Origin of the sequence: Ideonella alba, from assembly GCF_018069875.1 — a bacterium.
Taxonomy (GTDB): domain Bacteria; phylum Pseudomonadota; class Gammaproteobacteria; order Burkholderiales; family Burkholderiaceae_C; genus Ideonella; species Ideonella alba.
The window spans coordinates 53,674-74,693 of sequence record NZ_JAGQDF010000002.1 but is presented as its reverse complement, the minus strand read 5'-3'; the positions used below and the strand labels follow the sequence as shown (position 1 = coordinate 74,693).

The 21,020-nt window shown below is 67.8% G+C and carries 22 protein-coding genes; 16 read left to right on the top strand and 6 right to left on the bottom strand.

What is annotated here, in order from left to right:
* Positions 1-71: 71 nt before the first annotated feature.
* Genes KAK07_RS03335 through KAK07_RS03300 form a run of 8 tightly spaced genes read left to right on the top strand, consistent with a single transcriptional unit; the run spans position 72 to position 7,592 of the window.
* The gene (locus tag KAK07_RS03335; RefSeq protein ID WP_310740692.1) at positions 72-2,342 is read left to right on the top strand and encodes a heavy metal translocating P-type ATPase; all 2,271 of its coding nucleotides are present in this window, start codon (positions 72-74) and stop codon (positions 2,340-2,342) included.
* Between the two features lie 11 nt (positions 2,343-2,353).
* Positions 2,354-2,545 (top strand): cbb3-type cytochrome oxidase assembly protein CcoS, encoded by a 192-nt coding sequence (ccoS, locus tag KAK07_RS03330; RefSeq protein WP_210802097.1) that lies wholly within the window; start codon positions 2,354-2,356, stop codon positions 2,543-2,545.
* A 50-nt stretch (positions 2,546-2,595) separates the two neighbouring features.
* The gene (ccoN, locus tag KAK07_RS03325; protein ID WP_210853958.1) at positions 2,596-4,035 is read left to right on the top strand and encodes a cytochrome-c oxidase, cbb3-type subunit I; all 1,440 of its coding nucleotides are present in this window, start codon (positions 2,596-2,598) and stop codon (positions 4,033-4,035) included.
* Positions 4,036-4,057: 22 nt separating this feature from the next.
* The gene (gene ccoO, locus KAK07_RS03320; RefSeq protein WP_210853959.1) at positions 4,058-4,675 is read left to right on the top strand and encodes a cytochrome-c oxidase, cbb3-type subunit II; all 618 of its coding nucleotides are present in this window, start codon (positions 4,058-4,060) and stop codon (positions 4,673-4,675) included.
* 15 nt (positions 4,676-4,690) lie between these two features.
* A complete protein-coding gene (locus KAK07_RS03315) occupies positions 4,691-4,864 on the top strand; it encodes a cbb3-type cytochrome oxidase subunit 3 (protein ID WP_210853960.1) in 174 nt (57 codons plus the stop codon).
* A gap of 45 nt (positions 4,865-4,909) precedes the next feature.
* On the top strand, positions 4,910-5,827 hold the full coding sequence (ccoP, locus tag KAK07_RS03310) for a cytochrome-c oxidase, cbb3-type subunit III (RefSeq protein WP_210853961.1): 918 nt from the start codon (positions 4,910-4,912) through the stop codon (positions 5,825-5,827).
* 14 nt (positions 5,828-5,841) lie between these two features.
* Positions 5,842-7,317, top strand: coding sequence for a cytochrome c oxidase accessory protein CcoG (gene ccoG / locus KAK07_RS03305; RefSeq protein ID WP_210853962.1), 1,476 nt, complete (start codon positions 5,842-5,844; stop codon positions 7,315-7,317).
* An 11-nt stretch (positions 7,318-7,328) separates the two neighbouring features.
* Positions 7,329-7,592 (top strand): nitrogen fixation protein FixH, encoded by a 264-nt coding sequence (locus tag KAK07_RS03300; RefSeq protein ID WP_210853963.1) that lies wholly within the window; start codon positions 7,329-7,331, stop codon positions 7,590-7,592.
* Positions 7,593-7,659: 67 nt separating this feature from the next.
* Here the strand turns inward: KAK07_RS03300 and fnr are convergent, their stop codons facing one another.
* On the bottom strand, positions 7,660-8,397 hold the full coding sequence (gene fnr, locus KAK07_RS03295; RefSeq protein ID WP_210853964.1) for a fumarate/nitrate reduction transcriptional regulator Fnr: 738 nt from the start codon (positions 8,395-8,397) through the stop codon (positions 7,660-7,662).
* A 170-nt stretch (positions 8,398-8,567) separates the two neighbouring features.
* Between fnr and hemN the strand changes: the two genes are divergently transcribed.
* Complete coding sequence (gene hemN, locus KAK07_RS03290) at positions 8,568-9,977, top strand: oxygen-independent coproporphyrinogen III oxidase (RefSeq protein ID WP_210853965.1); 1,410 nt, start codon at positions 8,568-8,570, stop codon at positions 9,975-9,977.
* Positions 9,978-9,979: 2 nt separating this feature from the next.
* Positions 9,980-10,687, top strand: a complete 708-nt coding sequence (locus tag KAK07_RS03285; protein WP_210853966.1) for a sulfite exporter TauE/SafE family protein — start codon at positions 9,980-9,982, stop codon at positions 10,685-10,687.
* Positions 10,688-10,703: 16 nt separating this feature from the next.
* Here the strand turns inward: KAK07_RS03285 and KAK07_RS03280 are convergent, their stop codons facing one another.
* A complete protein-coding gene (locus KAK07_RS03280; protein ID WP_210853967.1) occupies positions 10,704-10,973 on the bottom strand; it encodes a cold-shock protein in 270 nt (89 codons plus the stop codon).
* Positions 10,974-11,187: 214 nt separating this feature from the next.
* Here KAK07_RS03280 and clpS point away from each other — a divergent pair, with 214 nt between their 5' ends.
* The gene (gene clpS, locus KAK07_RS03275; RefSeq protein ID WP_210853968.1) at positions 11,188-11,541 is read left to right on the top strand and encodes an ATP-dependent Clp protease adapter ClpS; all 354 of its coding nucleotides are present in this window, start codon (positions 11,188-11,190) and stop codon (positions 11,539-11,541) included.
* Positions 11,538-13,859, top strand: coding sequence for an ATP-dependent Clp protease ATP-binding subunit ClpA (gene clpA, locus KAK07_RS03270; RefSeq protein WP_210853969.1), 2,322 nt, complete (start codon positions 11,538-11,540; stop codon positions 13,857-13,859). Before clpS ends, clpA begins: the two co-directional genes overlap by 4 nt.
* Positions 13,860-13,911: 52 nt before the next feature.
* Here the strand turns inward: clpA and KAK07_RS03265 are convergent, their stop codons facing one another.
* Genes KAK07_RS03265 through KAK07_RS03250 form a run of 4 tightly spaced genes read right to left on the bottom strand, consistent with a single transcriptional unit; the run spans position 13,912 to position 16,476 of the window.
* Positions 13,912-14,685: a M90 family metallopeptidase gene (locus KAK07_RS03265; protein ID WP_210859098.1), complete on the bottom strand. Its 774-nt coding sequence runs from the start codon at positions 14,683-14,685 to the stop codon at positions 13,912-13,914.
* On the bottom strand, positions 14,673-15,458 hold the full coding sequence (locus tag KAK07_RS03260; RefSeq protein WP_210859097.1) for a UDP-2,3-diacylglucosamine diphosphatase: 786 nt from the start codon (positions 15,456-15,458) through the stop codon (positions 14,673-14,675). The genes KAK07_RS03265 and KAK07_RS03260 overlap by 13 nt, the downstream gene beginning before the upstream one ends.
* Positions 15,451-15,954 carry a peptidylprolyl isomerase gene (locus KAK07_RS03255; RefSeq protein ID WP_210853972.1) on the bottom strand — a complete coding sequence of 168 codons (504 nt, stop codon included), beginning with the start codon at positions 15,952-15,954 and terminating at the stop codon, positions 15,451-15,453. Before KAK07_RS03255 ends, KAK07_RS03260 begins: the two co-directional genes overlap by 8 nt.
* A 6-nt stretch (positions 15,955-15,960) precedes the next feature.
* Positions 15,961-16,476, bottom strand: a complete 516-nt coding sequence (locus KAK07_RS03250) for a peptidylprolyl isomerase (RefSeq protein ID WP_375141214.1) — start codon at positions 16,474-16,476, stop codon at positions 15,961-15,963.
* 158 nt (positions 16,477-16,634) lie between these two features.
* Here KAK07_RS03250 and cysS point away from each other — a divergent pair, with 158 nt between their 5' ends.
* The 4 genes from cysS to tilS are packed head-to-tail and all read left to right on the top strand — an operon-like array spanning position 16,635 to position 21,018.
* Positions 16,635-18,011 carry a cysteine--tRNA ligase gene (cysS, locus tag KAK07_RS03245; protein WP_210859093.1) on the top strand — a complete coding sequence of 459 codons (1,377 nt, stop codon included), beginning with the start codon at positions 16,635-16,637 and terminating at the stop codon, positions 18,009-18,011.
* The gene (locus tag KAK07_RS03240) at positions 17,908-18,672 is read left to right on the top strand and encodes a DNA-3-methyladenine glycosylase family protein (RefSeq protein WP_375141211.1); all 765 of its coding nucleotides are present in this window, start codon (positions 17,908-17,910) and stop codon (positions 18,670-18,672) included. Before cysS ends, KAK07_RS03240 begins: the two co-directional genes overlap by 104 nt.
* A gap of 44 nt (positions 18,673-18,716) precedes the next feature.
* On the top strand, positions 18,717-19,688 hold the full coding sequence (locus KAK07_RS03235) for an acetyl-CoA carboxylase carboxyltransferase subunit alpha (protein WP_210859089.1): 972 nt from the start codon (positions 18,717-18,719) through the stop codon (positions 19,686-19,688).
* Positions 19,585-21,018 carry a tRNA lysidine(34) synthetase TilS gene (gene tilS / locus KAK07_RS03230; RefSeq protein WP_210859087.1) on the top strand — a complete coding sequence of 478 codons (1,434 nt, stop codon included), beginning with the start codon at positions 19,585-19,587 and terminating at the stop codon, positions 21,016-21,018. The genes KAK07_RS03235 and tilS overlap by 104 nt, the downstream gene beginning before the upstream one ends.
* Positions 21,019-21,020: the final 2 nt, after the last annotated feature.

Here is a 21,020-nt window from a genome sequence, read left to right as displayed (position 1 = left end):
TTATCGTGCGCCCGCGGTCCGTCCGATGGCGCGCCTGTCTCTGAATCGCTTCTCCTTGTTCCTCCGCCGTCGTGACGTCGTCTGCTGCCATCGCCGAACCTGATCCGGGATCCAACGCCGAACTGGACGTGCTGGATGACCCCGTCGAGCAGCGGGCCTTCACGCGGATGGTGGAGCAGGGCGGTGGGGCGCGGGTGGCCGAATCGGCCTTCCTGGTCTCGGGCATGTACTGCGCCGCCTGCGCGGGCACGATCGAAGCCGCGCTGCTGCGGGTTGACGGCGTGCTGGACGCCCAGGTCAACGCCGCCGGCCACCGCGCCCAGGTGCGTTGGGATCCTTCGCGCACCCGTCCCTCGGCGCTGGTGCGCGCGGTGCGCGGTGCCGGCTATGACGCCGTGCCCGATGCCGCCGCTCCGGCGCGCGAGTTGCGCCGGCGCGAGCGTCGCCAGGCGCTGTGGCGTCTGTTCGTGGCCAGTTTCTGCGCCATGCAGGTGATGATGTTCGCCACGCCCAGTTACGTGGCCAGCGGCAACCAGATCGAGCCCGACCTGCGCCAGTTGCTGAACTGGGGCTGCTGGCTGGTGTCGCTGCCGGTGCTGCTGTTCTCGGCCGGGCCGATGATGCGCAACGCCTGGCATGCGGTTCGCGCCCGGCGCATCAGCATGGACGTGCCGGTGGCGCTGGGTCTGCTGGTGACCTTCGTGGCCAGTTCCGGCGCCACCTTCGACCCCCACGGCGTGTTCGGACACGAGGTCTACTTCGATTCGTTCACGATGTTCATCAGCTTCCTGCTGGGCGGGCGCTATCTGGAGATGAGCGCGCGCCACCGCGCCGCCGAGGCGCTGGAGCAGTCGCTGGCCGGCATGCCGGAAACCGCGCTGCGCCTGCGCGCCGATGGCGAGGTCGAGCGCATCAGCGTGCAGCGACTGCAGCCGGGCGACCGCGTGCGCGTACCGCTGGGCGCGGCCTTCCCGGCCGATGGCCGGCTGGAAGTGGGCACGACGCAGGCCGACGAGTCGCTGCTGAGCGGCGAGTCGGTGCCCGTGCTGCATCAGCCCGGCGACGAACTGGTGGGTGGCAGCCTGAACCTGGGCGGGCCGGTGGTGATGCGGGTCGAGCGCGTCGGCGCCGACACCCGCTACCAGGCCATCGTCACAATGATGCGCGACGCCCTCAGCCAGCGCCCGGCGCTGGCGCGCTGGGCCGACGCCTGGGCCGGTCCTTTCCTGTGGGCGGTGCTGCTGCTGGCCTTCGGCGCCGCGGCGGTCTGGAGCCTGATCGACCCCGACCGTGCGCTGTGGGTGATGGTGTCGGTGCTGATCGTCACCTGCCCGTGCGCGCTGTCGCTGGCCGCGCCGTCGGCGCTGGTGGCGGCCACCGGGGCGCTGGCCCGGCGCGGCGTGATGGTGCAGCGCCTGGATGCGCTGGAAGCCCTGGCCCGCATCGACCGCCTGTTCATGGACAAGACGGGCACGCTGACCGAGGACCGGCCGCACTGGTCCTCCACCGAGCGCGAGGCCGGTGACGAGCCCCAGGCGCAGGCCGAGCAGGCCGCACTGGCCCTGGCCCGCTGGTCGTCGCACCCGCTGGCGCAGGCCCTGGCCAGCGATCCGCGCGCCGTGGGCCGCGCGCAGGCGGTGGACTGGGCCGATGTCCAGGAGGAAGCCGGGCAGGGGATGCAGGCCACCGATCCCACCGGACGGCGCTGGCGCCTGGGTTCGCGGGCCTGGGTGCAGGCCGAGCCCGGTTTGCCGGCGCGCGGCCAGGAGGTCTGTTTCGGACCGGTGGGCCAGGTGCAGTGGCGCTTCGGCTTCGAGGAGCGCCTGCGGCCCGATGCCCGCCAGGCCGTGCAGGCCTTGCAGGCGGGCGGCGTCCAGGTGGCGCTGCTGTCCGGCGATGACCCGCTGCGCGTGCAGGCGGTCGGTTCGGCGCTGGGGCTGGATCTGGCGCAGGGTGGTGCCACGCCCGAGGACAAGCTGGCCGTCGTCGCCCAGGCCCAGGCCGCCGGGCAGGTCTGCGGCATGGTGGGCGACGGGGTCAACGACGCCCCGGTACTGGCGCGTGCCGATGTGTCTTTCGCGATGGGGCATGGCGCGCTGGTCTCGCGCGTGCACGCCGACGCCGTGGTCAGCTCGAACCGCCTGGCCGATCTGGTGATGGCGCGCCAGCTGGCCCGGCGCGCCATCGGCATCGTGCGGCAGAACCTGATCTGGGCCGCGGTCTACAACGCGGCCTGCATTCCGCTGGCGCTGGCAGGCTACCTGCCGCCCTGGGCCGCGGGTCTGGGCATGGCGCTCAGCTCGCTGCTGGTGGTGGGCAATTCGCTGCGGCTGGCCCGCTGAAGAGAGTCGCGATGGAAGTGATGTGGTTGCTGATCCCGCTGTCTGCGGTGCTGGTGCTGGGGATCATCGGCGTGTTCGCCTGGGCCCTGCACCGTGGTCAGTTCGACGATCTGGAACGCGAGGGTGAGCGGATCCTGCAACAGGAGGTCACCCCGGTTGATGCCGATCAAGCGGCCGCAAGACCGCTTACAAAACAATCCTGATCCTAGGGTTACCTGAGTCCCTTTGAGTCTCAAGAAGAAGGAGGCCTTCAATGGCAAATAGTTCCGCACCGGGGCAACCGGTCTATGAAGACGGAGTCGTCCGATGGTTTGCTGTCCTGTCCGTCGTGTACGGCATCGTCGGCATGCTGGTGGGCGTCATCGTCGCTTCCCAGCTCGCCTGGCCTGAGTTGATCAACGGCATTCCGTGGCTCAGCTACGGTCGCCTGCGACCGCTGCACACCAATGCAGTGATCTTCGCGTTCGGTGGCTCGGTGCTCTTCGCCACCAGCTACCACGTGGTCCAGCGCACCTGCCAGACCCGGCTGTTCGCGCCTGGCCTGGCCTGGTTCACCTTCCTGGGCTGGAACCTGACCATCGTGCTGGCGGTGATCACGCTGCCGCTGGGCATCACCACCGGCAAGGAATACGCCGAACTGGAGTGGCCGATCGACATCCTGATCACGGTCACCTGGGTCGCGTACGCCGTGGTGTTCTTCGGCACGGTGGGCATCCGCAAGGTGCGCCACATCTATGTGGCGAACTGGTTCTTCGGCGCCTTCATCATCGCCGTGGCCCTGCTGCACATCGTCAACAGCGCTGAAATCCCGGTCACGCTCACCAAGAGCTACTCGGCCTACGCCGGTGTCCAGGACGCGATGGTGCAATGGTGGTACGGCCACAATGCCGTGGGCTTCTTCCTGACCGCCGCCTTCCTGGGCATGATGTACTACTACATCCCCAAGCAGGCCGAGCGTCCGGTGTACTCGTACCGCCTGTCGATCGTGCACTTCTGGGCGCTGATCTTCACGTACATGTGGGCGGGCCCCCACCACCTGCACTACACCGCGCTGCCGGACTGGACGCAGTCGATCGGCATGATCTTCTCGCTGATCCTGCTGGCACCGTCGTGGGGCGGCATGATCAACGGCATCATGACCCTGTCGGGCGCCTGGCACAAGCTGCGTGACGACCCGATCCTGAAGTTCCTGATCGTCTCGCTGTCGTTCTACGGCATGTCGACCTTCGAAGGTCCGATGATGTCGATCAAGACCGTCAATGCGCTGTCGCACTACACGGACTGGACCGTCGGCCACGTGCACTCCGGTGCCCTGGGCTGGGTGGGTCTGGTGTCGATCGGCTGCCTGTACCACCTGATCCCGCGCATGTTCGGCCGCAAGGCGATGTTCAGCACCAAGGCGATCGAGCTGCACTTCTGGATCGCCACCATCGGCATCGTGCTCTACATCGCCGCGATGTGGATCGCCGGTGTGATGCAGGGTCTGATGTGGCGCGCGGTCAACCCCGACGGCACGCTGGTCTACAGCTTCGTCGAGAGCGTCAAGGCGACCTATCCGTTCTACGTGATGCGCGTGCTGGGCGGCCTGCTGTACCTGAGCGGCATGTTCATCATGCTCTGGAACGTCGTGATGACGATCGCCAACGGCAAGGCCGTGTCGGTGCCGGTGCCCGCCGTCGCTGCCCACGCCTGAGCCCGAGAGAAGGAGAAACAACATGGCTAGTCACAAGCCGACGGGTCACGAGAAGATCGAGACCAGCAACTTCCTGATGATCGTGCTGATCCTGGTCACCGTCGCATTCGGTGGCCTGGTGGAGATCGTGCCGCTGTTCTTCCAGCGCTCGACGACCCAGCCGGTCGAGGGCCTCAAGCCCTACACCGCGCTGCAACTGGCCGGTCGGGACGTCTACATCCGCGAGGGCTGCTACAACTGCCACTCGCAGATGGTGCGCCCCTTCCGCGCCGAGACGCTGCGCTACGGCCCCTACTCGGTGGCCGGCGAGTTCGTCTACGACCACCCGTTCCAGTGGGGCTCCAAGCGCACCGGTCCGGACCTTCACCGCGTGGGCGGCCGCTACTCCGACGAGTGGCACCGTGTTCACCTGAACAACCCGCGTGACGTGGTGCCCGAGTCGAACATGCCGTCCTACCCGTGGCTCGCCAAGACGACGCTGAACCCGGCCGAGCTGGCGCCCAAGATGAAGGCCCTGCGCGTGGTCGGCGTCCCCTACACGGACGACGAGATCGCCAAGGCCGCCGACGAGGTCAAGGACAAGACCGAGATCGACGCCGTCATTGCCTACCTGCAGGTGCTGGGCACCGCTCGCAAGTAATCACCGGAGCGACTGATGGAATTCGACATCAATGTCTACCGCAGCGCGATCACGGTGCTGGCCATGGTGCTGTTCCTGGCGCTGATGGTCTGGACTTGGCAGCGCAAGCGTCAGTCTGCGTTCGACGAGGCGGCCCAGCTGCCTTTCCTCGAGCCCGATGTCGCAGACCCGTCCTCTGAACGGCAATGACGTGCGCGGCGGCTGCTTGCGGCCGCCGACACCAAGGAGAAAGTAATGAGTGATTTTGTGAGTTCGTTTTGGTCGCTCTATGTGGTGGCCATCGTCGCGGGCGGTCTGGTGTTCTGCCTGGCCGTCCTGATCGGCGCGAGCAAGCACCGCCCGATGGCCGATGACAACACCACCGGCCACACCTGGGACGTTGACCTGCGTGAGCTGAACAACCCGCTGCCGCGCTGGTGGATGGGCCTGTTCCTGATCACGGTGGTGTTTTCGATCGCCTACCTGGCCCTGTACCCGGGCTTCGGCGCGGCCGAAGGTGGCCTGAAGTGGTCGTCGGCCGGGCAGCTGCAGGCCGAGCAGGCCAAGGCCGCCGAGGCGATGAAGGCGGTCTATGCCGAGTTCAACGGCCAGGCCCCTGAAGCGCTGGCCAAGAACCCGAAGGCCATGGCCATCGGCGAGCGCCTGTTCGTCAACAACTGCGCGCAGTGCCACGGCTCCGACGCCCGCGGCAGCAAGTCCTTCCCCAACCTGACCGACAACGACTGGCTGGGTGGCGACGGCAGCCCCGCGTACATCGAGAAGACCATCGTCGAAGGCCGCCAGGGCGTGATGCCCCCGATGGCCGCAGCGGTGGGCACCGCCGAGGACGTCAAGGCGGTGGCCAACTACGTGCTGAGCCTGTCGGGCAGCGCCCACAACTCGGTGGCGGCCCAGGTCGGCAAGCCGAAGTTCGCGGCCTGCGCCGCCTGCCACGGCCCGGAAGGCAAGGGCACCCAGGCCCTGGGCGCACCGAACCTGACCGACAAGATCTGGCTGCATGGCTGGGGCGAAGCCCAGGTCGTCTCCATGATCAACAACGGCAAGACCAACGTGATGCCCGCCCAGGGCGCGCGTTTCACGCCGGATCAGCTGAAGGTCCTGACCGCCTACGTCTGGAATTTGTCCCAGAGCACGAAGGTCGCCGCGCAGTGAGTTAAATTGGCGGCATGAGCGATACCCCCACCCCTATCCAAGCCAGCAACGTCAACCCCCCCGCAGCGTCGGCGCCCGATGGCGACACGGTCGAGGCGGTGGTATCGCTCTACCAGAAGACCCGGAAAATCTATCCGCGGGCCGTCAGCGGCCAGTTCATCAAATGGCGCTGGGCGCTCGTGTGGGCGACCCAGCTCCTTTTTTATCTGCTGCCCTGGGCGCAGTGGAACAACCGCCAGGCCGTGCTCTTCGACCTGGTGTCCCGCCGCTTCTACATCGGTGGACTGGTTCTCTATCCGCAGGACCTGATCTACCTGTCGGCGCTGCTGATGATCTCGGCCTACGCGCTGTTCCTGTTCACTGCGGTGGCAGGCCGGCTGTGGTGCGGCTACGCCTGTCCACAGACGGTGTACACCGAGATCTATCTGTGGTTCGAGCGCGTGATCGAAGGCGATCGCGCGCAGCGCATGAAGCTCGACGATGCCGCCTGGAGCCGTGACAAGCTCTGGCGCAAGACGTCCAAGCAGGTGGTCTGGATCCTGTTCGGCCTGTGGACCGGCTTCACCTTCGTCGGCTATTTCACCCCGATCCGCACGCTGGCCGCCGAGGCCATGACCCTGGGCTTCGGCCCCTGGGAATGGTTCTGGGTGCTGTTCTATGGTTTTGCCACCTACGGCAATGCCGGCTACATGCGCGAGCAGGTCTGCAAGTACATGTGCCCGTACGCGCGCTTCCAGAGCGCGATGTTCGACAAGGACACGCTGATCATCAGCTACGACACCGAACGCGGCGAGCCGCGCGGTGCCCGCTCCAAGAAGGTCGACCCGAAGCAGGCGGGCCTGGGTGCCTGTGTCGACTGCGGTCTGTGCGTGCAGGTCTGTCCGACCGGCATCGACATCCGCAAGGGCCTGCAGTACGAGTGCATCGGCTGTGCCGCCTGCATCGACGTCTGCGACGGCATCATGGACAAGTTCGGCTACCCGCGTGGCCTGGTGCGCTATGTCACCCAGAACGGCCTGCGCGAACACCTGAACTTCAGCCAGATGCTGCGCCGCATCTTCCGCCCGCGGGTGCTGGTCTACACCGGCATCATGCTGGCGATCCTGGTGGCCTTCGGCATCAGCCTGGCGCTGCGCGAGCCCTTCCGTGTCGACGTGGTGCGCGACCGTGCCTCGCTGGCGCGCATTGTCGAGGACGGCAAGGTCGAGAACGTCTACCGCCTGCAGGTGATGAACGCGGCCGAGAAGCCGCAGTCCTACCGCATCGGCGTGTCCGGCATGGACCAGATCGTGGTCACCGGCCAGACCGAGGTGGACGTCGGGCCGGCCGAGGCGCGCTGGATCACCCTCAGCGCCCAGATCCCGTTCGAGTCGGCGCAGCAGGCGGGCGCCGGTGCGCATACCATCCAGTTCTCGATCGAGCGCGTGGCCCATGACGATGTCGCGGCCACCACGCTGCACGAAAAGTCCACCTTCCTGGTGCCGCGATGACGGCTGCAAGCATGAGCAACACGAACCCGCCCGCCGAGGGCAGTCCCGAGCCCAAGCTGCCCTGGTGGCGCTACCGCATGCTCTGGCTGGTCATCGGGGGACCGTTGCTGGTGGTGGTGGCCAGCGTGAGCACCGCCTACGTGGCCATCAAGGGTCAGGACCCGGTGCTGATCAAGGACGAAACGGCGGAGTCGCAGCGTGGCAAGACCGAGCCCGATGCCCAGACGCCGGCGATGCAGGCCCGCAACCACGCGGCCACGCCCGAGCAGCGCTGAGCGCCCACCCGTCACCAAGGACAACGGCGCCCGCGGGCGCCGTTGTGCTGGATGGGGCAGGGCGGGCTCAGCTGGGCGTGCCGTTGACCAGTTGCTGCAGCCCGGCCTGGTCAATGATGCGGATCTGGCGCTGCTTCACCTCCAGCAGGCCTTCGTCCTGGAACTTCGAGAAGGTGCGGCTGACCGTTTCCAGCTTCAGGCCCAGGTAGCTGCCGATCTCCTCGCGCGTCATGCGCAGGATCAGCGACGAGGCCGAGAAGCCACGCGCCTGCAAACGCTGCGTCAGGTTCAGCAGGAAGGCCGCCAGCCGCTCTTCCGCACGCATGCTGCCCAGCAGCAGCATCACGCCGTGGTCACGGACGATCTCGCGGCTCATGATCTTGTGGAACTGGTGCTGCAGGTCGGTGAACTCGCGTGAGAGGTCTTCCAGCTGCGAGTAGGGGATCACGCAGACCTGCGAGTCTTCCAGGGCCACGGCGTCGCAGGTATGGCGGTCGGCGCTGATGCCGTCCAGGCCCAGCAGTTCGCCCGCCATCTGGAAACCGGTGACCTGGTCGCGGCCGTCCTCGGACGAGACGCAGGTCTTGAAGAAGCCGGTACGCACCGCGTAGAGCGACTGGAAGGGATCGCCCGAGCGGAACAGCGTGTCGCCACGGCCCACGGTGCGGCGGGTGGCGACCAGCGCGTCCAGGCGCTCCAGGTCAGGCCGGCCGAGTCCGACGGGCAGACACAACTCTCGCAGATTGCAGCTGGAGCAGGCGACCTTGAAGGTATCGCACCGCACCCGGGAGGTGGATTCGCTCATTGCGCGCATTATCACCCGTGGCCCGGCCACATCCTGAGCAACGTCATCCGATGAATCGCATGTCCTGAACATGATGCCTCTCGTTGAGTGCGGGTATTCTTGTGGTCCCGACCGCGGTCCGACTTGAGGCAGGTCAAGCCTGTGGCGTGCCAGTTTGGCACCATGCCGGCATGTCACAAGCCATCCATGCTCCCGACACCCTGCTGCCGGTGGAGCTGCTCCAGCGCTTCGATGTGCCGGGCCCGCGATACACCTCGTACCCAACCGCCGACCGGTTCGTCGAGGCCTTCAACGGCGAGGATTACCGCCGCGCACTGCAGCAGCGGGCCGAGGGCGCCCAGGTCGGTGGCAAGAAGCCGCTGTCGGTCTACGTGCACATCCCGTTCTGCGAGTCGGTGTGCTACTACTGCGCCTGCAACAAGATCATCACCAAGCACCACGAGCGCGGCGCCGAATACCTGGATGTGCTGGAAGCCGAGATCGCGCTGCACCGGCAGGTGCTGGGCGAGTCGGTGAACGTCTCGCAGATGCACTTCGGCGGGGGCTCGCCCACCTTCCTGAGCGACGCCGAACTGGCCCGCCTGATGGCGGCGCTGCAGCGCTGCTTCAAGCTGGCGTCGGATGCCGAGGTTTCGATCGAGGTGGATCCGCGCACCGCAGACCGCGGCCGTCTGGCCCACCTGCGTGCCATCGGCTTCAACCGCATCAGCTTTGGTGTACAGGACTTCGACCCCGATGTGCAGAAGGCGGTGCACCGCGTCCAGTCGCTCGAGATGGTGACTGAGCTGATGCGAGCCGCGCGCGAGCTGGGCTTCGAGTCGATCAACGCCGACCTGATCTACGGCCTGCCCAAGCAGACGCCCGAGTCCTTTGCCCGCACCATCCGCCAGATGAGCGAGCTGCGGCCCGACCGCATTGCGCTGTACTCGTACGCGCACCTGCCGGCGCGCTTCAAGCCGCAGCGGCGCATCGACGCCAGCCAGCTGCCGCCCGCGCAGCACCGCATCGACATGCTGTCCTCGGCGATTGCCGGCTTCATGGGCCATGGTTACAGCTACATCGGCATGGACCACTTCGCGCTGCACGACGACGCGCTGGCCCAGGCCAAGCGGCAGGGCCGGCTGCATCGCAATTTCCAGGGCTACAGCACGCAGCCCGATTGCGACCTGGTGGCGCTGGGCGTGTCCTCGATCGGTCGCATGGGCGCCACCTACAGCCAGAACGCCAAGACCATCCCCGAGTACTACGACGCCATTCGTCAGGGACAGTTCGCGATCCAGCGTGGCCTGGCGCTGACCCGCGACGACCTGCTGCGCCGTGCCGTCATCATGGCGCTGATGTGCCAGGGTCGGCTGGAGTTCGAATCGGTGGAACTGGCGCACCTGGTCAAGGTGCCCGAGTACTTCCGCCAGGAACTTGAGTCGCTGCGTCCCTATGAAGAGATGGGCCTGGTGACGATGGAGCCCGGTGCGATCCAGATCACCGCGCGCGGCTGGTTCTTCGTGCGGGCCATCGCCATGTCCTTCGACAAGTATCTGCAGGCCGACCGGACCCGCGAGCGTTTTTCGCGCATCATCTGAGGGTGGATCAGGCCCTGGTGCTGTCGGCCCTGCTGATGGGCCTGGCAGGCTCTCTGCATTGCATTGGCATGTGCGGCGCCGCCAGCGCGGCCGCCGTGCGCGGCTGTGCCCCGACGCGGCCGCGCCTGGGGCTGGGCTTCTTTCACCTCGGACGGCTGCTCGGCTATGCCGCCGCGGGCGCAGTGGCCGCCACCAGCGTGAGCTGGCTGGCCCAGCTGGGCCAGTGGAGCCCGGCGCTGCGCCCCTTGTGGGCGCTGGCCCACATGGCCGCGCTGGCCCTGGGCCTGTGGCTGCTGATCCAGGGCCGCCAGCCCCAGTGGCTGGATCAGCTGGGACGCAGCGGTGATCGGTCCCAGGTGCAACCCGTGCGCTGGCACGGCCGCAGCGGCAGTGCGCTGCGCGCCTCCAGCGCCGGGCTGGCCTGGGTGGCCTGGCCCTGCGGTCTGCTGCAATCGGCGCTGATGGTCGCGGCGCTGGCCAACTCGGCGGTGTCCGGGGCCGCGGTGATGGGCGCCTTTGCCTTGGCCTCGGCCTTGCCCCTCGGGCTGGCACCTGCGCTGTGGCAGCGCCTTGCCCAGGGCGACCCCTCGCGCGAAGGGCGCATCACCCGCTGGGCGGCGCGGCTGTCGGGGGCGGCATTGGCCGGGGCCTCAGCCTGGGCCCTGGGTCACGACCTGTTTGTCCGCTTTGCTGCCTGGTGCATGAGCTGAGCGCCGCGACGGGCGCTCAATCGGTGTTCTCGGCTGCATCGCGCAGCGGTGCGGTGGCGCTGCTGCGCGGGCGCACTGGATCCACGGAGCGGATGTTCTGCGCCTGGTTGCCCTTGGGGCCGATGAACGGCTCATAGATCACGCGGGCGCCCTGCTTGAGGGTGCGGTAGCCCTCCATCTGGATGGCTGTGTGGTGTGCAAAGACGTCACCACCACCGTCATCGGGCTCGATGAATCCGTAGCCCTTCGTGTCGTTGAACCACTTGACGGTTCCGAACGCGTCCATACCTGTCCTCCTGATGCCTTTTTCAGGCTTATGCGTGGAATTGTTGGCGCGCCCTGGGATGGTGTCAATCAAAACGCCCCGACGACACCGCTTTGGTGCGTTCAAGCTTGAAAAACGCGCCGCTGGATGCCCTTTTTTGCAACATGCGCCGATGACCGTCAGGGTGACCATTGACCCCGACGCAGCCATCTGTCCAACTGGCTATACTGATTTCATGCCCTCTCGTCCCAAACCTCCCGCACAGACACCGCAGGTTGGCAAACCTGATGACGGTCAGGGATCGGTGGTGGCCGAGCGCAAGGCGGCCAAGACCCGGCCGCCGCGCATGTTCCAGGTGGTCATGCTGAACGATGACTTCACGCCGATGGAGTTCGTCGTGATGGTGCTGCAAGAGTATTTCCGCCTCGACCGCGAGGCTGCGACCCAGGTGATGTTGAAGATCCATCACGAGGGGCGCGCGGTGTGTGGCGTCTTCACCAAGGACGTCGCCGCCACCAAGGTTGAACTCGTGCTGGCTGCTGCACGCCGCTCGGGGCACCCGCTTCAATGCATTATGGAGGCCGCATGATCGCCCAGGAACTTGAAGTCAGCCTGCACATGGCGTTCGTCGAGGCACGCCAGCAGCGCCACGAGTTCATCACCGTGGAGCATCTGCTGCTGGCGCTGCTCGACAACCCGTCCGCCGCCGAGGTGCTGCGCGCCTGCGCCGCCAACATCGAAGATCTGCGCAAGAGCCTGACCGGCTTCATCCGCGAGAACACGCCCACGGTGGGTGGCACCGAAGAGGTCGACACGCAGCCGACGCTGGGCTTCCAGCGCGTGATCCAGCGCGCGATCATGCATGTGCAGTCCACTGGCGGCGGCAAGAAGGAAGTCACCGGCGCCAACGTGCTGGTGGCCATCTTCGGCGAGAAGGACTCTCACGCCGTCTACTACCTGCACCAGCAGGGCGTGACGCGGCTGGACGTGGTCAACTTCATCGCCCACGGCATCAAGAAGAGCGATCCGCCGGAGCCCGCCAAGGGCAGTGGCAGCGAAGGCAGCAGTGGCGGTGGCAACGAGTCCGAGAAGGACGATGGCGGCGAAGGCAAGGGCTCACCGCTGGACCAGTTCACCACCAACCTCAACCAGAATGCCCGCGACGGCAAGATCGACCCGCTGATCGGCCGCGAGCACGAGGTCGAGCGCGTCATCCAGGTGCTGTGCCGCCGGCGCAAGAACAACCCGCTGCTGGTGGGCGAGGCCGGCGTGGGCAAGACCGCCATCGCCGAGGGCCTGGCCTGGCGCATCACCGAAGGCGATGTGCCCGAGGTGCTGGCCGACGCCACCGTCTACGCGCTGGACATGGGCGCGCTGCTGGCGGGCACCAAGTACCGCGGCGACTTCGAGCAGCGCCTCAAGGGCGTGCTCAAGCAGTTGAAGGACAGCCCCAAGAGCATCCTGTTCATCGACGAGATCCACACGCTGATCGGCGCCGGCGCGGCCTCGGGCGGCACCCTGGATGCGTCCAACCTGCTCAAGCCGGCGCTGTCGTCGGGCGCGATGAAGTGCATCGGCGCGACCACCTTCACCGAGTACCGCGGCATCTTCGAGAAGGACGCGGCGCTGTCGCGGCGCTTCCAGAAGGTCGACGTGGTCGAGCCCACCGTCGAACAGACGGTGGAGATCCTCAAGGGCCTGAAGTCGCGCTTCGAGGAGCACCACAACGTCAAGTACGCGCTGGGCGCGCTGCAGGCCGCGGCCGAGCTGTCGGCCAAGTTCATCAACGACCGTCACCTGCCCGACAAGGCGATCGACGTGATCGACGAAGCCGGTGCCGCGCAGCGCATCCTGCCCAAGAGCAAGCAGAAGAAGACCATCACGCGCAACGAGGTCGAGGACATCGTCGCCAAGATCGCCCGCATCCCGCCGGCCTCGGTGTCCTCGGACGACCGCGGCAAGCTCAAGACGCTGGAGCGTGATCTGAAGAGCGTGGTCTTCGGCCAGGACCCGGCGGTCGATGCGCTGGCCGCGTCGATCAAGATGGCCCGCTCGGGCCTTGGCAAGTCGGACAAGCCGATCGGCGCCTTCCTGTTCAGCGGCCCCACCGGCGTCGGCAAGACCGAAGTCGCCAAGCAACTGGCCTACATCCTGGGCATCGAGCTGATCCGCTTCGACATGTCCGAGTACATGGAGCGCCATGCGGTCAGCCGCCTGATCGGTGCGCCCCCGGGCTATGTGGGCTTTGACCAGGGCGGTCTGCTGACCGAGGCGATCACCAAGAAGCCGCACGCCGTGCTGCTGCTCGATGAAATCGAGAAGGCCCACCCGGATGTCTTCAACGTGCTGCTGCAGGTCATGGACCACGGCACGCTGACCGACAACAACGGGCGCAAGGCCGACTTCCGCAACGTCATCATCATCATGACGACCAACGCGGGTGCCGAGACCATGCAGAAGGCCACGATCGGCTTCACCAGCAAGCGCGAGCAGGGCGACGAGATGGGCGACATCAAGCGCCTGTTCACGCCCGAGTTCCGCAACCGCCTGGACGGCATTGTCAACTTCCGGGCGCTGGACGAGGACATCATCCTGCGCGTGGTCGACAAGTTCCTGCTGCAACTGGAACAGCAACTGGCCGAGAAGAAGGTGGATGTCACCTTCACCGACCCGCTGCGCAAGCACCTGGCCAAGAAGGGTTTCGACCCGCTGATGGGCGCGCGCCCGATGCAGCGACTGATCCAGGACACGATCCGCCGCGCGCTGGCCGACGAACTGCTGTTCGGTCGCCTGGTCGATGGTGGCCGCCTTACGGTGGATCTGGATGCCGAAGGCCAGGTCAGCCTGGACATCCAGCCGGCCGGCAAGAGCGGCGACAAGCCGCGCGCCGAAGCCACGGCGGTCTGATCCGGCCACCTGCCATCGTCGCCAGGGGCGCCTTCGGGCGCCCCTTGTTCGTTCAGCCGACGGCCGGATCCTGGCGGTAGTAGCCGGCCAGCAGCCGGTACAGGCGAGGGTGTTCGTCGCGCAGGTCGGCCGCCGCGACGAAGAAGGCCTCGCTGGCCACGGCGAAGAATTCCTCGGGGGCCTCGGCGCCGTAGGGGTCGATCAATGTGTCCTCGCCGGCGTCGACGCGCCGGACGAAATCCTCGAACTCGGCCTCGAGCACCTCGACCCAGGCCTGGCGCTCGGCGGCGGTGGGCAGCAGCGGTACACCGTCGGCCACGCCGTCGCGCATGTCCAGCACATGGGCGAACTCGTGGATCACGACGTTGTAGACCAGGTCGGCCTGCGCGCCGGCGTGGGCCACGTCGTGCCAGGACAGCATCACCGGGCCGCCTTCCATGGCCTCGCCGGTCAATGCCTCGGCGTACTCGTGGACCACGCCGTCCTCATCGGTCACGGTGCGCGGCGCCAGCACCTCGTCAGGCTGGACCACGATGCCGACGAAGTCGTCGTAGTGGTCCAGCGACAGGCCCAGCACCGGCAGGCAGGCCTGGGCGGCGATGCACACGGCCATCAGGTCGTCGATCACCAGGCCCTGGGCACCATGGAACTGCTTGCGCGCCAGGAACAGGCTGCACAGGCGGCGCAACGCCGTCCGATCGGCCTCGGAGCGCTCGGCGATGAACGGATAGGCCTGCAGCACCGCCTGCCACAGCCGCTCGTCGATCGCGTGGCGGGCCAGCTGGCGCTGCTCGCGCCACTCGGCCAGGCGGCTCAGCCAGCCCATCGACCGTCGGTCGGGAGCGCCAGGCGCTGCCAACCCTGGGCGGTCCAGGCCAGCACCTCGGCGCGCTGCGCCTGATCCAGGTCCCAGTCGCTCAGCACGCGCCGCGTCCAGCCTTCGGTGCGTTGCTCATCGCCGGGGCGGTGGGTGTGTCCATGCACCAGTACCGTGGCCCGGGCCTGGCGCAGCCAGTCGGTGGCCAGCGCGGGATCGGGATCGGCATAGGTTTCCACGGCACGGCCGGCCTGGCTGGCCAGCGAGGCGGCCCGCAGACCGCTGGCGATGGCCTGCCGCTCGGCCCGTGGCCGCGCCAGGAACGCGGCCTGCCAGGCGCTCTGGCGCACCTCGGCACGGAAGCGCTGGTAGGCCGTGTCGGCCAGGCACAGCGCGTCGCCATGGCTGAGCAGCACCCGCTGGCCGAAAGCCTCGAGCACGCAGGGATCGGCCAGCGGCGTGCAGCCGCTGCGCTGGAAGAAGGCTTCGCCCAGCAGGAAGTCGCGGTTGCCGCGCATCACGGCCACCGGGCGACGGGCGCTGGCGTGCTGCAGCGCCGACAGGATCGCGGGCAGCGGCGCATCGTCGGCCGCGTCATCGCCGATCCAGGCCTCGAACAGGTCACCCAGGATGACCAGCAGGTCGGCCTGGCTGTTCGCCAGCCAGGACAGGAAGGCGGCCTGCGTGCGGGGCAGCTCGGCGCTGAGGTGCAGGTCCGAGACGAACTCGATGCGCCGGGCGCCCGCAGGCACCGCCAGCGCATCCAGGCCGAACTCAGGCAATCTCGGCGGCCTTGAGGATCGTCACCGCGTCGACCGGCACGTCGTCGTGGTAGCCGCGCCGACCGGTGCGGACCTTCTCGATCGCATCGACCACCTCGGTACCCGCCACGACCTTGCCGAACACCGCATAGCCCCAGCCGCTGGGCGACTCGGACTTGAAGTTCAGGAAGTCGTTGTCGGTGACGTTGATGAAGAACTGCGCGGTGGCCGAATGCGGCGCATTGGTGCGCGCCATGGCCACGGTGTACTTGTCGTTCTTCAGGCCGTTGTTGGCCTCGTTGGGAATGGCGGCGTCGGTGGGCTTCTGGTCCATCGACTCGGTCATGCCGCCGCCCTGGATCATGAAGCCCTTGATCACGCGGTGGAACACTGTGCCGTCGTAGTGGCCCTTGGCCACGTAGGCCAGGAAATTGGCCACCGTCTGGGGCGCCTTGGCGTCATCGAGTTCCAGGCGGATGGCGCCGGCGGAGGTGGTCAGTTCAACAGTCTTGGTCATGGTGCTTCAGTCCTCGATCGAGGCCTTCTTGATGGTGACGGGTTGCAGCGGAACGTTCTGGTGGCCGCCCTGGTTGCCCACCGGCACGGCCTTGATCTTGTCGACGACCTCCATGCCCTCGACCACCTTGCCGAACACGGCATAGCCGCCGCCGTAGGAATCGAGGCGGACGTTGTCGACCACGTTGATGAAGAACTGCGCGGTGGCGGAATCGGGAAAGCCGGTGCGCGCCATGGCGATCGTGCCGCGCAGGTTGGACAGGCCCTTGCCGGCCTCCAGCGGGATCGGCGCCCGGGTGGGCTTTTCACTCATGTCGGGCTTCATGCCGCCGCCCTGGATCATGAAGCCGTCGATCACGCGGTGGAAGATGGTGCCGTCGTAGTGACCGGCCTTGGCGTACTGCAGGAAGTTGGCCACGGTCTTGGGCGCCTTCTCGGCGTCAAGCTGCACGACGATGTCACCGGCGCTGGTGACCAGGCGCACCTTCTGGGCCCAGGCAGGGAGGGTGATCAGGGCGGACAGGGCGATCACGGCGCCGGCCAGCAGGGGGCGTGTCACGTTGGGAGGCTCCTTGGCTATACTGCCCCGATTCTACCGAGCGCCTGTTCTCCCTCCGGGCGCTCCGGCCTGTCGGCGCCGCCGGTCCACGGTGCGCGCACTGCCTCCCTCCTGTCCCGTCGATGACGCTGCGCATCCACAACACCTTGACCCGCCGGGTCGAAGACTTTTCGCCGATCGAGCCCGGACACGTGCGCATGTACGTGTGCGGCATCACCGTCTACGACCTCTGCCACATCGGCCATGCGCGCTCGAACATTGCCTTCGACATCGCCCGGCGCTGGCTGGAGGCCAGCGGCCTGCGCGTGACCCACGTGCGCAACATCACCGACATCGAGGACAAGATCATCCGCCGCGCGGTGGAGAACGGCGAGACCGTGCGGGCCCTGACCGACCGCATGATTGCCGAGATGTACGCCGACTTCGATGCCTTGGGCATCCTGCGCCCCACCCACGATCCACGCGCCACCGACTACGTGCCGCAGATGCTCGACATCGTGCGCACGCTGGAGGACAAGGGTCTGGCCTACCGCAGCAGCCAGGGCGACGTGAACTACGCAGTGCGGCGCTTCCCCGGCTACGGCAAGCTGTCGGGCAAGTCGCTGGACGAGTTGCAGGCGGGCGAGCGCGTGGCCGTGGCCGACGGCAAGGAAGACGCGCTGGACTTCGTGCTCTGGAAGTCCGCCAAGCCGACCGAACCGGCCGATGCCCAGTGGCCCAGCGACTACGGCCCCGGCCGGCCCGGTTGGCACATCGAGTGCTCGGCCATGGCCTGCGCGCTGCTGGGACAGACCTTCGACATCCATGGCGGCGGCGCCGACCTGGAGTTCCCGCACCACGAAAACGAGATCGCCCAGAGTGAAGGCGCCAACGGTGTGCCGCTGGCCCGCACCTGGATGCACAACGGCTTCGTCAACGTCGACAACGAGAAGATGTCCAAGAGCCTGGGCAACTTCTTCACCATTCGCGAGGTGCTCAAGGCCTATGACGCCGAGACCATCCGCTTCTTCGTCGTGCGGGCCCACTACCGCAGCCCGCTGAACTACTCGGACGTGCACCTGGACGATGCGCGTGCCTCGCTTCGCCGGCTGTACACAGCGCTGGCCAGCGTGCCGGCCGCGGCCGTTGACATCGACTGGACCGATGCGCATGCAGCCCGTTTCAAGGCCGCCATGGACGAGGACCTGGGCACGCCGGAGGCGGTCGCCGTGCTGTTCGAGCTGGCCACCGAGGTCAACCGCAGCCGCGACCCGCGCCAGGCCGGCCTGCTCAAGGCCCTGGCCGGCGTGCTGGGCCTGCTGCAGCAGGATCCGGCGATCTACCTGCAAGGCGGCGCCGGCGATGCCGATGCCGCCCGCATCGAAGCCCTGATCGCCGAACGCCAGGCGGCCAAGATTGCGCGCGATTTTTCCCGCGCCGATGGCATCCGCGCCCAGCTGGCCGCCGAGGGCGTGCAGCTCAAGGACGGCCCGCAGGGCACGACCTGGGTCAGGGCCTGAGGTGGGAACACGCGCTGCGACCGGCGTCACGCCGGACTATTGGGACGAGGCCTGCAAGCACCTGGTCAAGCGCGACCGGGTGATGAAGAAGCTGATCCCGCAATTCGGCGAGGCCCGGCTGCACAGCCACGGCGACGCCTTCACCACGCTGGCCCGCTCCATCGTCGGCCAGCAGATCTCGGTCAAGGCCGCGCAATCGGTGTGGGAGCGCTTTGTCGCGGCTGTCGGCGGCGCCGGCGCCAACAAGCGCCTGCAGCCAGCCGCCGTGCTGGCGCTGGATGGGCCAGCGCTGCGGGCGGCCGGGCTGTCGGCCCGAAAGGCCGAGTACCTGGGCGACCTGGCCCGGCATTTCGAGGATGGGCAGGTCCATGTGCGCCAGTGGCAGGGCATGGACGATGAGGCCATCATCGACGAGCTGGTGGCCATCCGCGGCATCGGCCGCTGGACCGCCGAGATGTTCCTGATCTTTCACCTGATGCGCCCGAACGTGCTGCCGCTGGACGACCTGGGCCTGCTCAAGGGCATCAGCGTCAACTACTTCAGCGGCGAGCCGGTGTCGCGGGCCGAGGCGCGCGAACTGGGCGAAGGCTGGGCCCCCTACCGGTCGGTGGCCACCTGGTACCTGTGGCGCAGCCTGGACCCGCTGCCGGTCGACTATTGAGAACCCGTTGGGATTGGGCACAATCGCGCCCAAGGAGTGGCTGAATGAGCAAGCGACATTTCCTGGACTTCGAGCAACCGATCGCGGAGCTGGAATCCAAGATCGAGGAACTCCGCTTCGTGCAAAGCGAATCGGCGGTGGACATCTCCGAGGAGATCGACCGCCTGGACAAGAAGAGCCTGCAGCTCACGAAAGAGATCTACCAGCAGCTGACGCCCTGGCAGGTCACGCAGATCGCACGGCACCCGCAGCGCCCGTACACCCTGGACTACGTGAACGAGATGTTCACCGACTTCCAGGAACTGCATGGTGACCGCGCTTTTGCCGATGACCTGTCCATCGTCGGCGGCCTGGCGCGCTTCAATGGCCAGGCCTGCATGGTGCTGGGTCACCAGAAGGGCCGCGACACGAAGGAGCGCGCCGCGCGCAACTTCGGCATGTCGCGCCCCGAGGGCTACCGCAAGGCGCTGCGCCTGATGAAGCTGGCCGAGAAGTTCGGCCTGCCGGTCTTCACCTTCGTCGACACGCCGGGCGCCTATCCCGGCATCGGCGCCGAGGAACGCGGCCAATCCGAGGCGATCGGCCGCAACATCTTCGAGATGGCGCAGCTGGAGGTGCCGATCATCACCACCATCATCGGTGAAGGCGGCTCCGGCGGCGCGCTGGCCATCAGCGTGGCCGACCAGGTGCTGATGCTGCAGTTCTCGGTTTATTCGGTGATCTCACCGGAAGGCTGCGCGTCCATCCTCTGGAAGACCGCCGAGCGGGCCTCGGACGCCGCCGAGGCGCTGGGCATCACCGCGCACCGCCTGAAGGCGCTGGGTCTGGTCGACAAGATCGTCAGCGAACCGGTGGGCGGTGCCCACCGTGACCTCAAGCAGATGAGCTCGCAGCTCAAGCGCGGCCTGGTGGATGCGCTGCGCCAGGTGTCCGACCTGTCGGTGCCCGAGCTGCTGGAACGCCGCTACCAACGCCTCAAGTCCTACGGCCGCTTCACCGACACCACCGACCGCTGAGGGCCGTCCCGCCTGTGTGGCGGTGGCCCTGAGCGGCGGCCGCGACAGCACGGCGCTGTGCCACGCCACCGTGCGTGCCGCCCGGGCGCTGGGTCTGACGGTGGTGGCCCTGCATGTCCACCATGGCCTGCAAGCCGAGGCCGACGACTGGGTGCGCCACCTGGAGCGGCAATGCCGGCGCTGGCAGCGCGCCGGCTGGCCGCTGCGCCTGCGGGTGGCGCGGCTGACCGACCGTCCGCCCGCGGGGGCCAGCATCGAGGCCTGGGCGCGCCAGCGGCGTCACCAGGCCCTGGGCCGCATGGCCGCGGAAGAGGGCGCCACACTGCTGCTGCTGGCTCACCACGCACGCGACCAGGCCGAGACGGTCTGCCTGCAGGCCCTGCGCGGCGCCGGCCCGGCGGGCCTGGCGGCCATGCCTCGGAGCGTGGTGCGCGACGGCCTGACCTGGGCCCGCCCCTGGCTGGGCTGCTCTCCGCAGGCCATCGAGCACTACGTCAGGCGACACCGCCTGGGTCACATCGAGGACCCCAGCAACCGCGATCCGCGCTTCGAGCGCAACCGCCTGCGTCTGCAGGTGTGGCCTGCGCTGGTCCAGGCGTTTCCGGCGACGGAACAGGCCCTGGTTGACGTGGCGCGCCAGGCCTGGGAAGCGGCCGAACTGATCGACGAGATTGCTGCGGCCGACCTGGAGGCGGTGCGCCGTGCGCCCCACGGGCTGGCCCTTGCGGCCTGGCTGGCGCTCAGCCCGGCTCGGCGGCGGGCCAGCCTGCGCCGCTGGCTGAAGGAGCAAGGGGCCGGCCACGCCAGCGATCGCTTCGTCGACCGCCTGCTGGCGGAACTGCCGCAGACGCGCATCGGACGCTGGCCGGTCGACGACCCGCTGGAGTTGCGCCTCTATCGGGGCACGCTGAGTCTGTCCCGGCGCTCGTCCGCCAGCATCACTGCCTCGGACGCGCCAGTCTGGCCCGTGGCCATCGATCACCGCTGGTGTCCGTTGCCCGCCGGCCAAGGCTGGGTGCGGCTGCGGCCGGTGGAGGAGGGCGGTCTGCCCTGCTCACGCTTGGCCGGCAGCCACTGGCAGGCCCGCCAGGGCGGCGAGCGCTTCGCGCTGGGGCCCGGCCGACCGGCGCGCAGCCTGAAGAAGCAGTTCCAGACCCTGGGCATTCCCGCCTGGCAGCGCCAGGGACCCTTGTTGTGGTCCGGTGCACAACTGCTGTGGGTGCCCGGCCTGGGCGTGGAAGCGCAGGCCCGCGCTGCGGCGGGCGAGCCACAGCTGAGCCTGGAGTGGTCGGCGGACGAGCCGGATGCTGCAGCGCAGCAGCTAGAATAGGG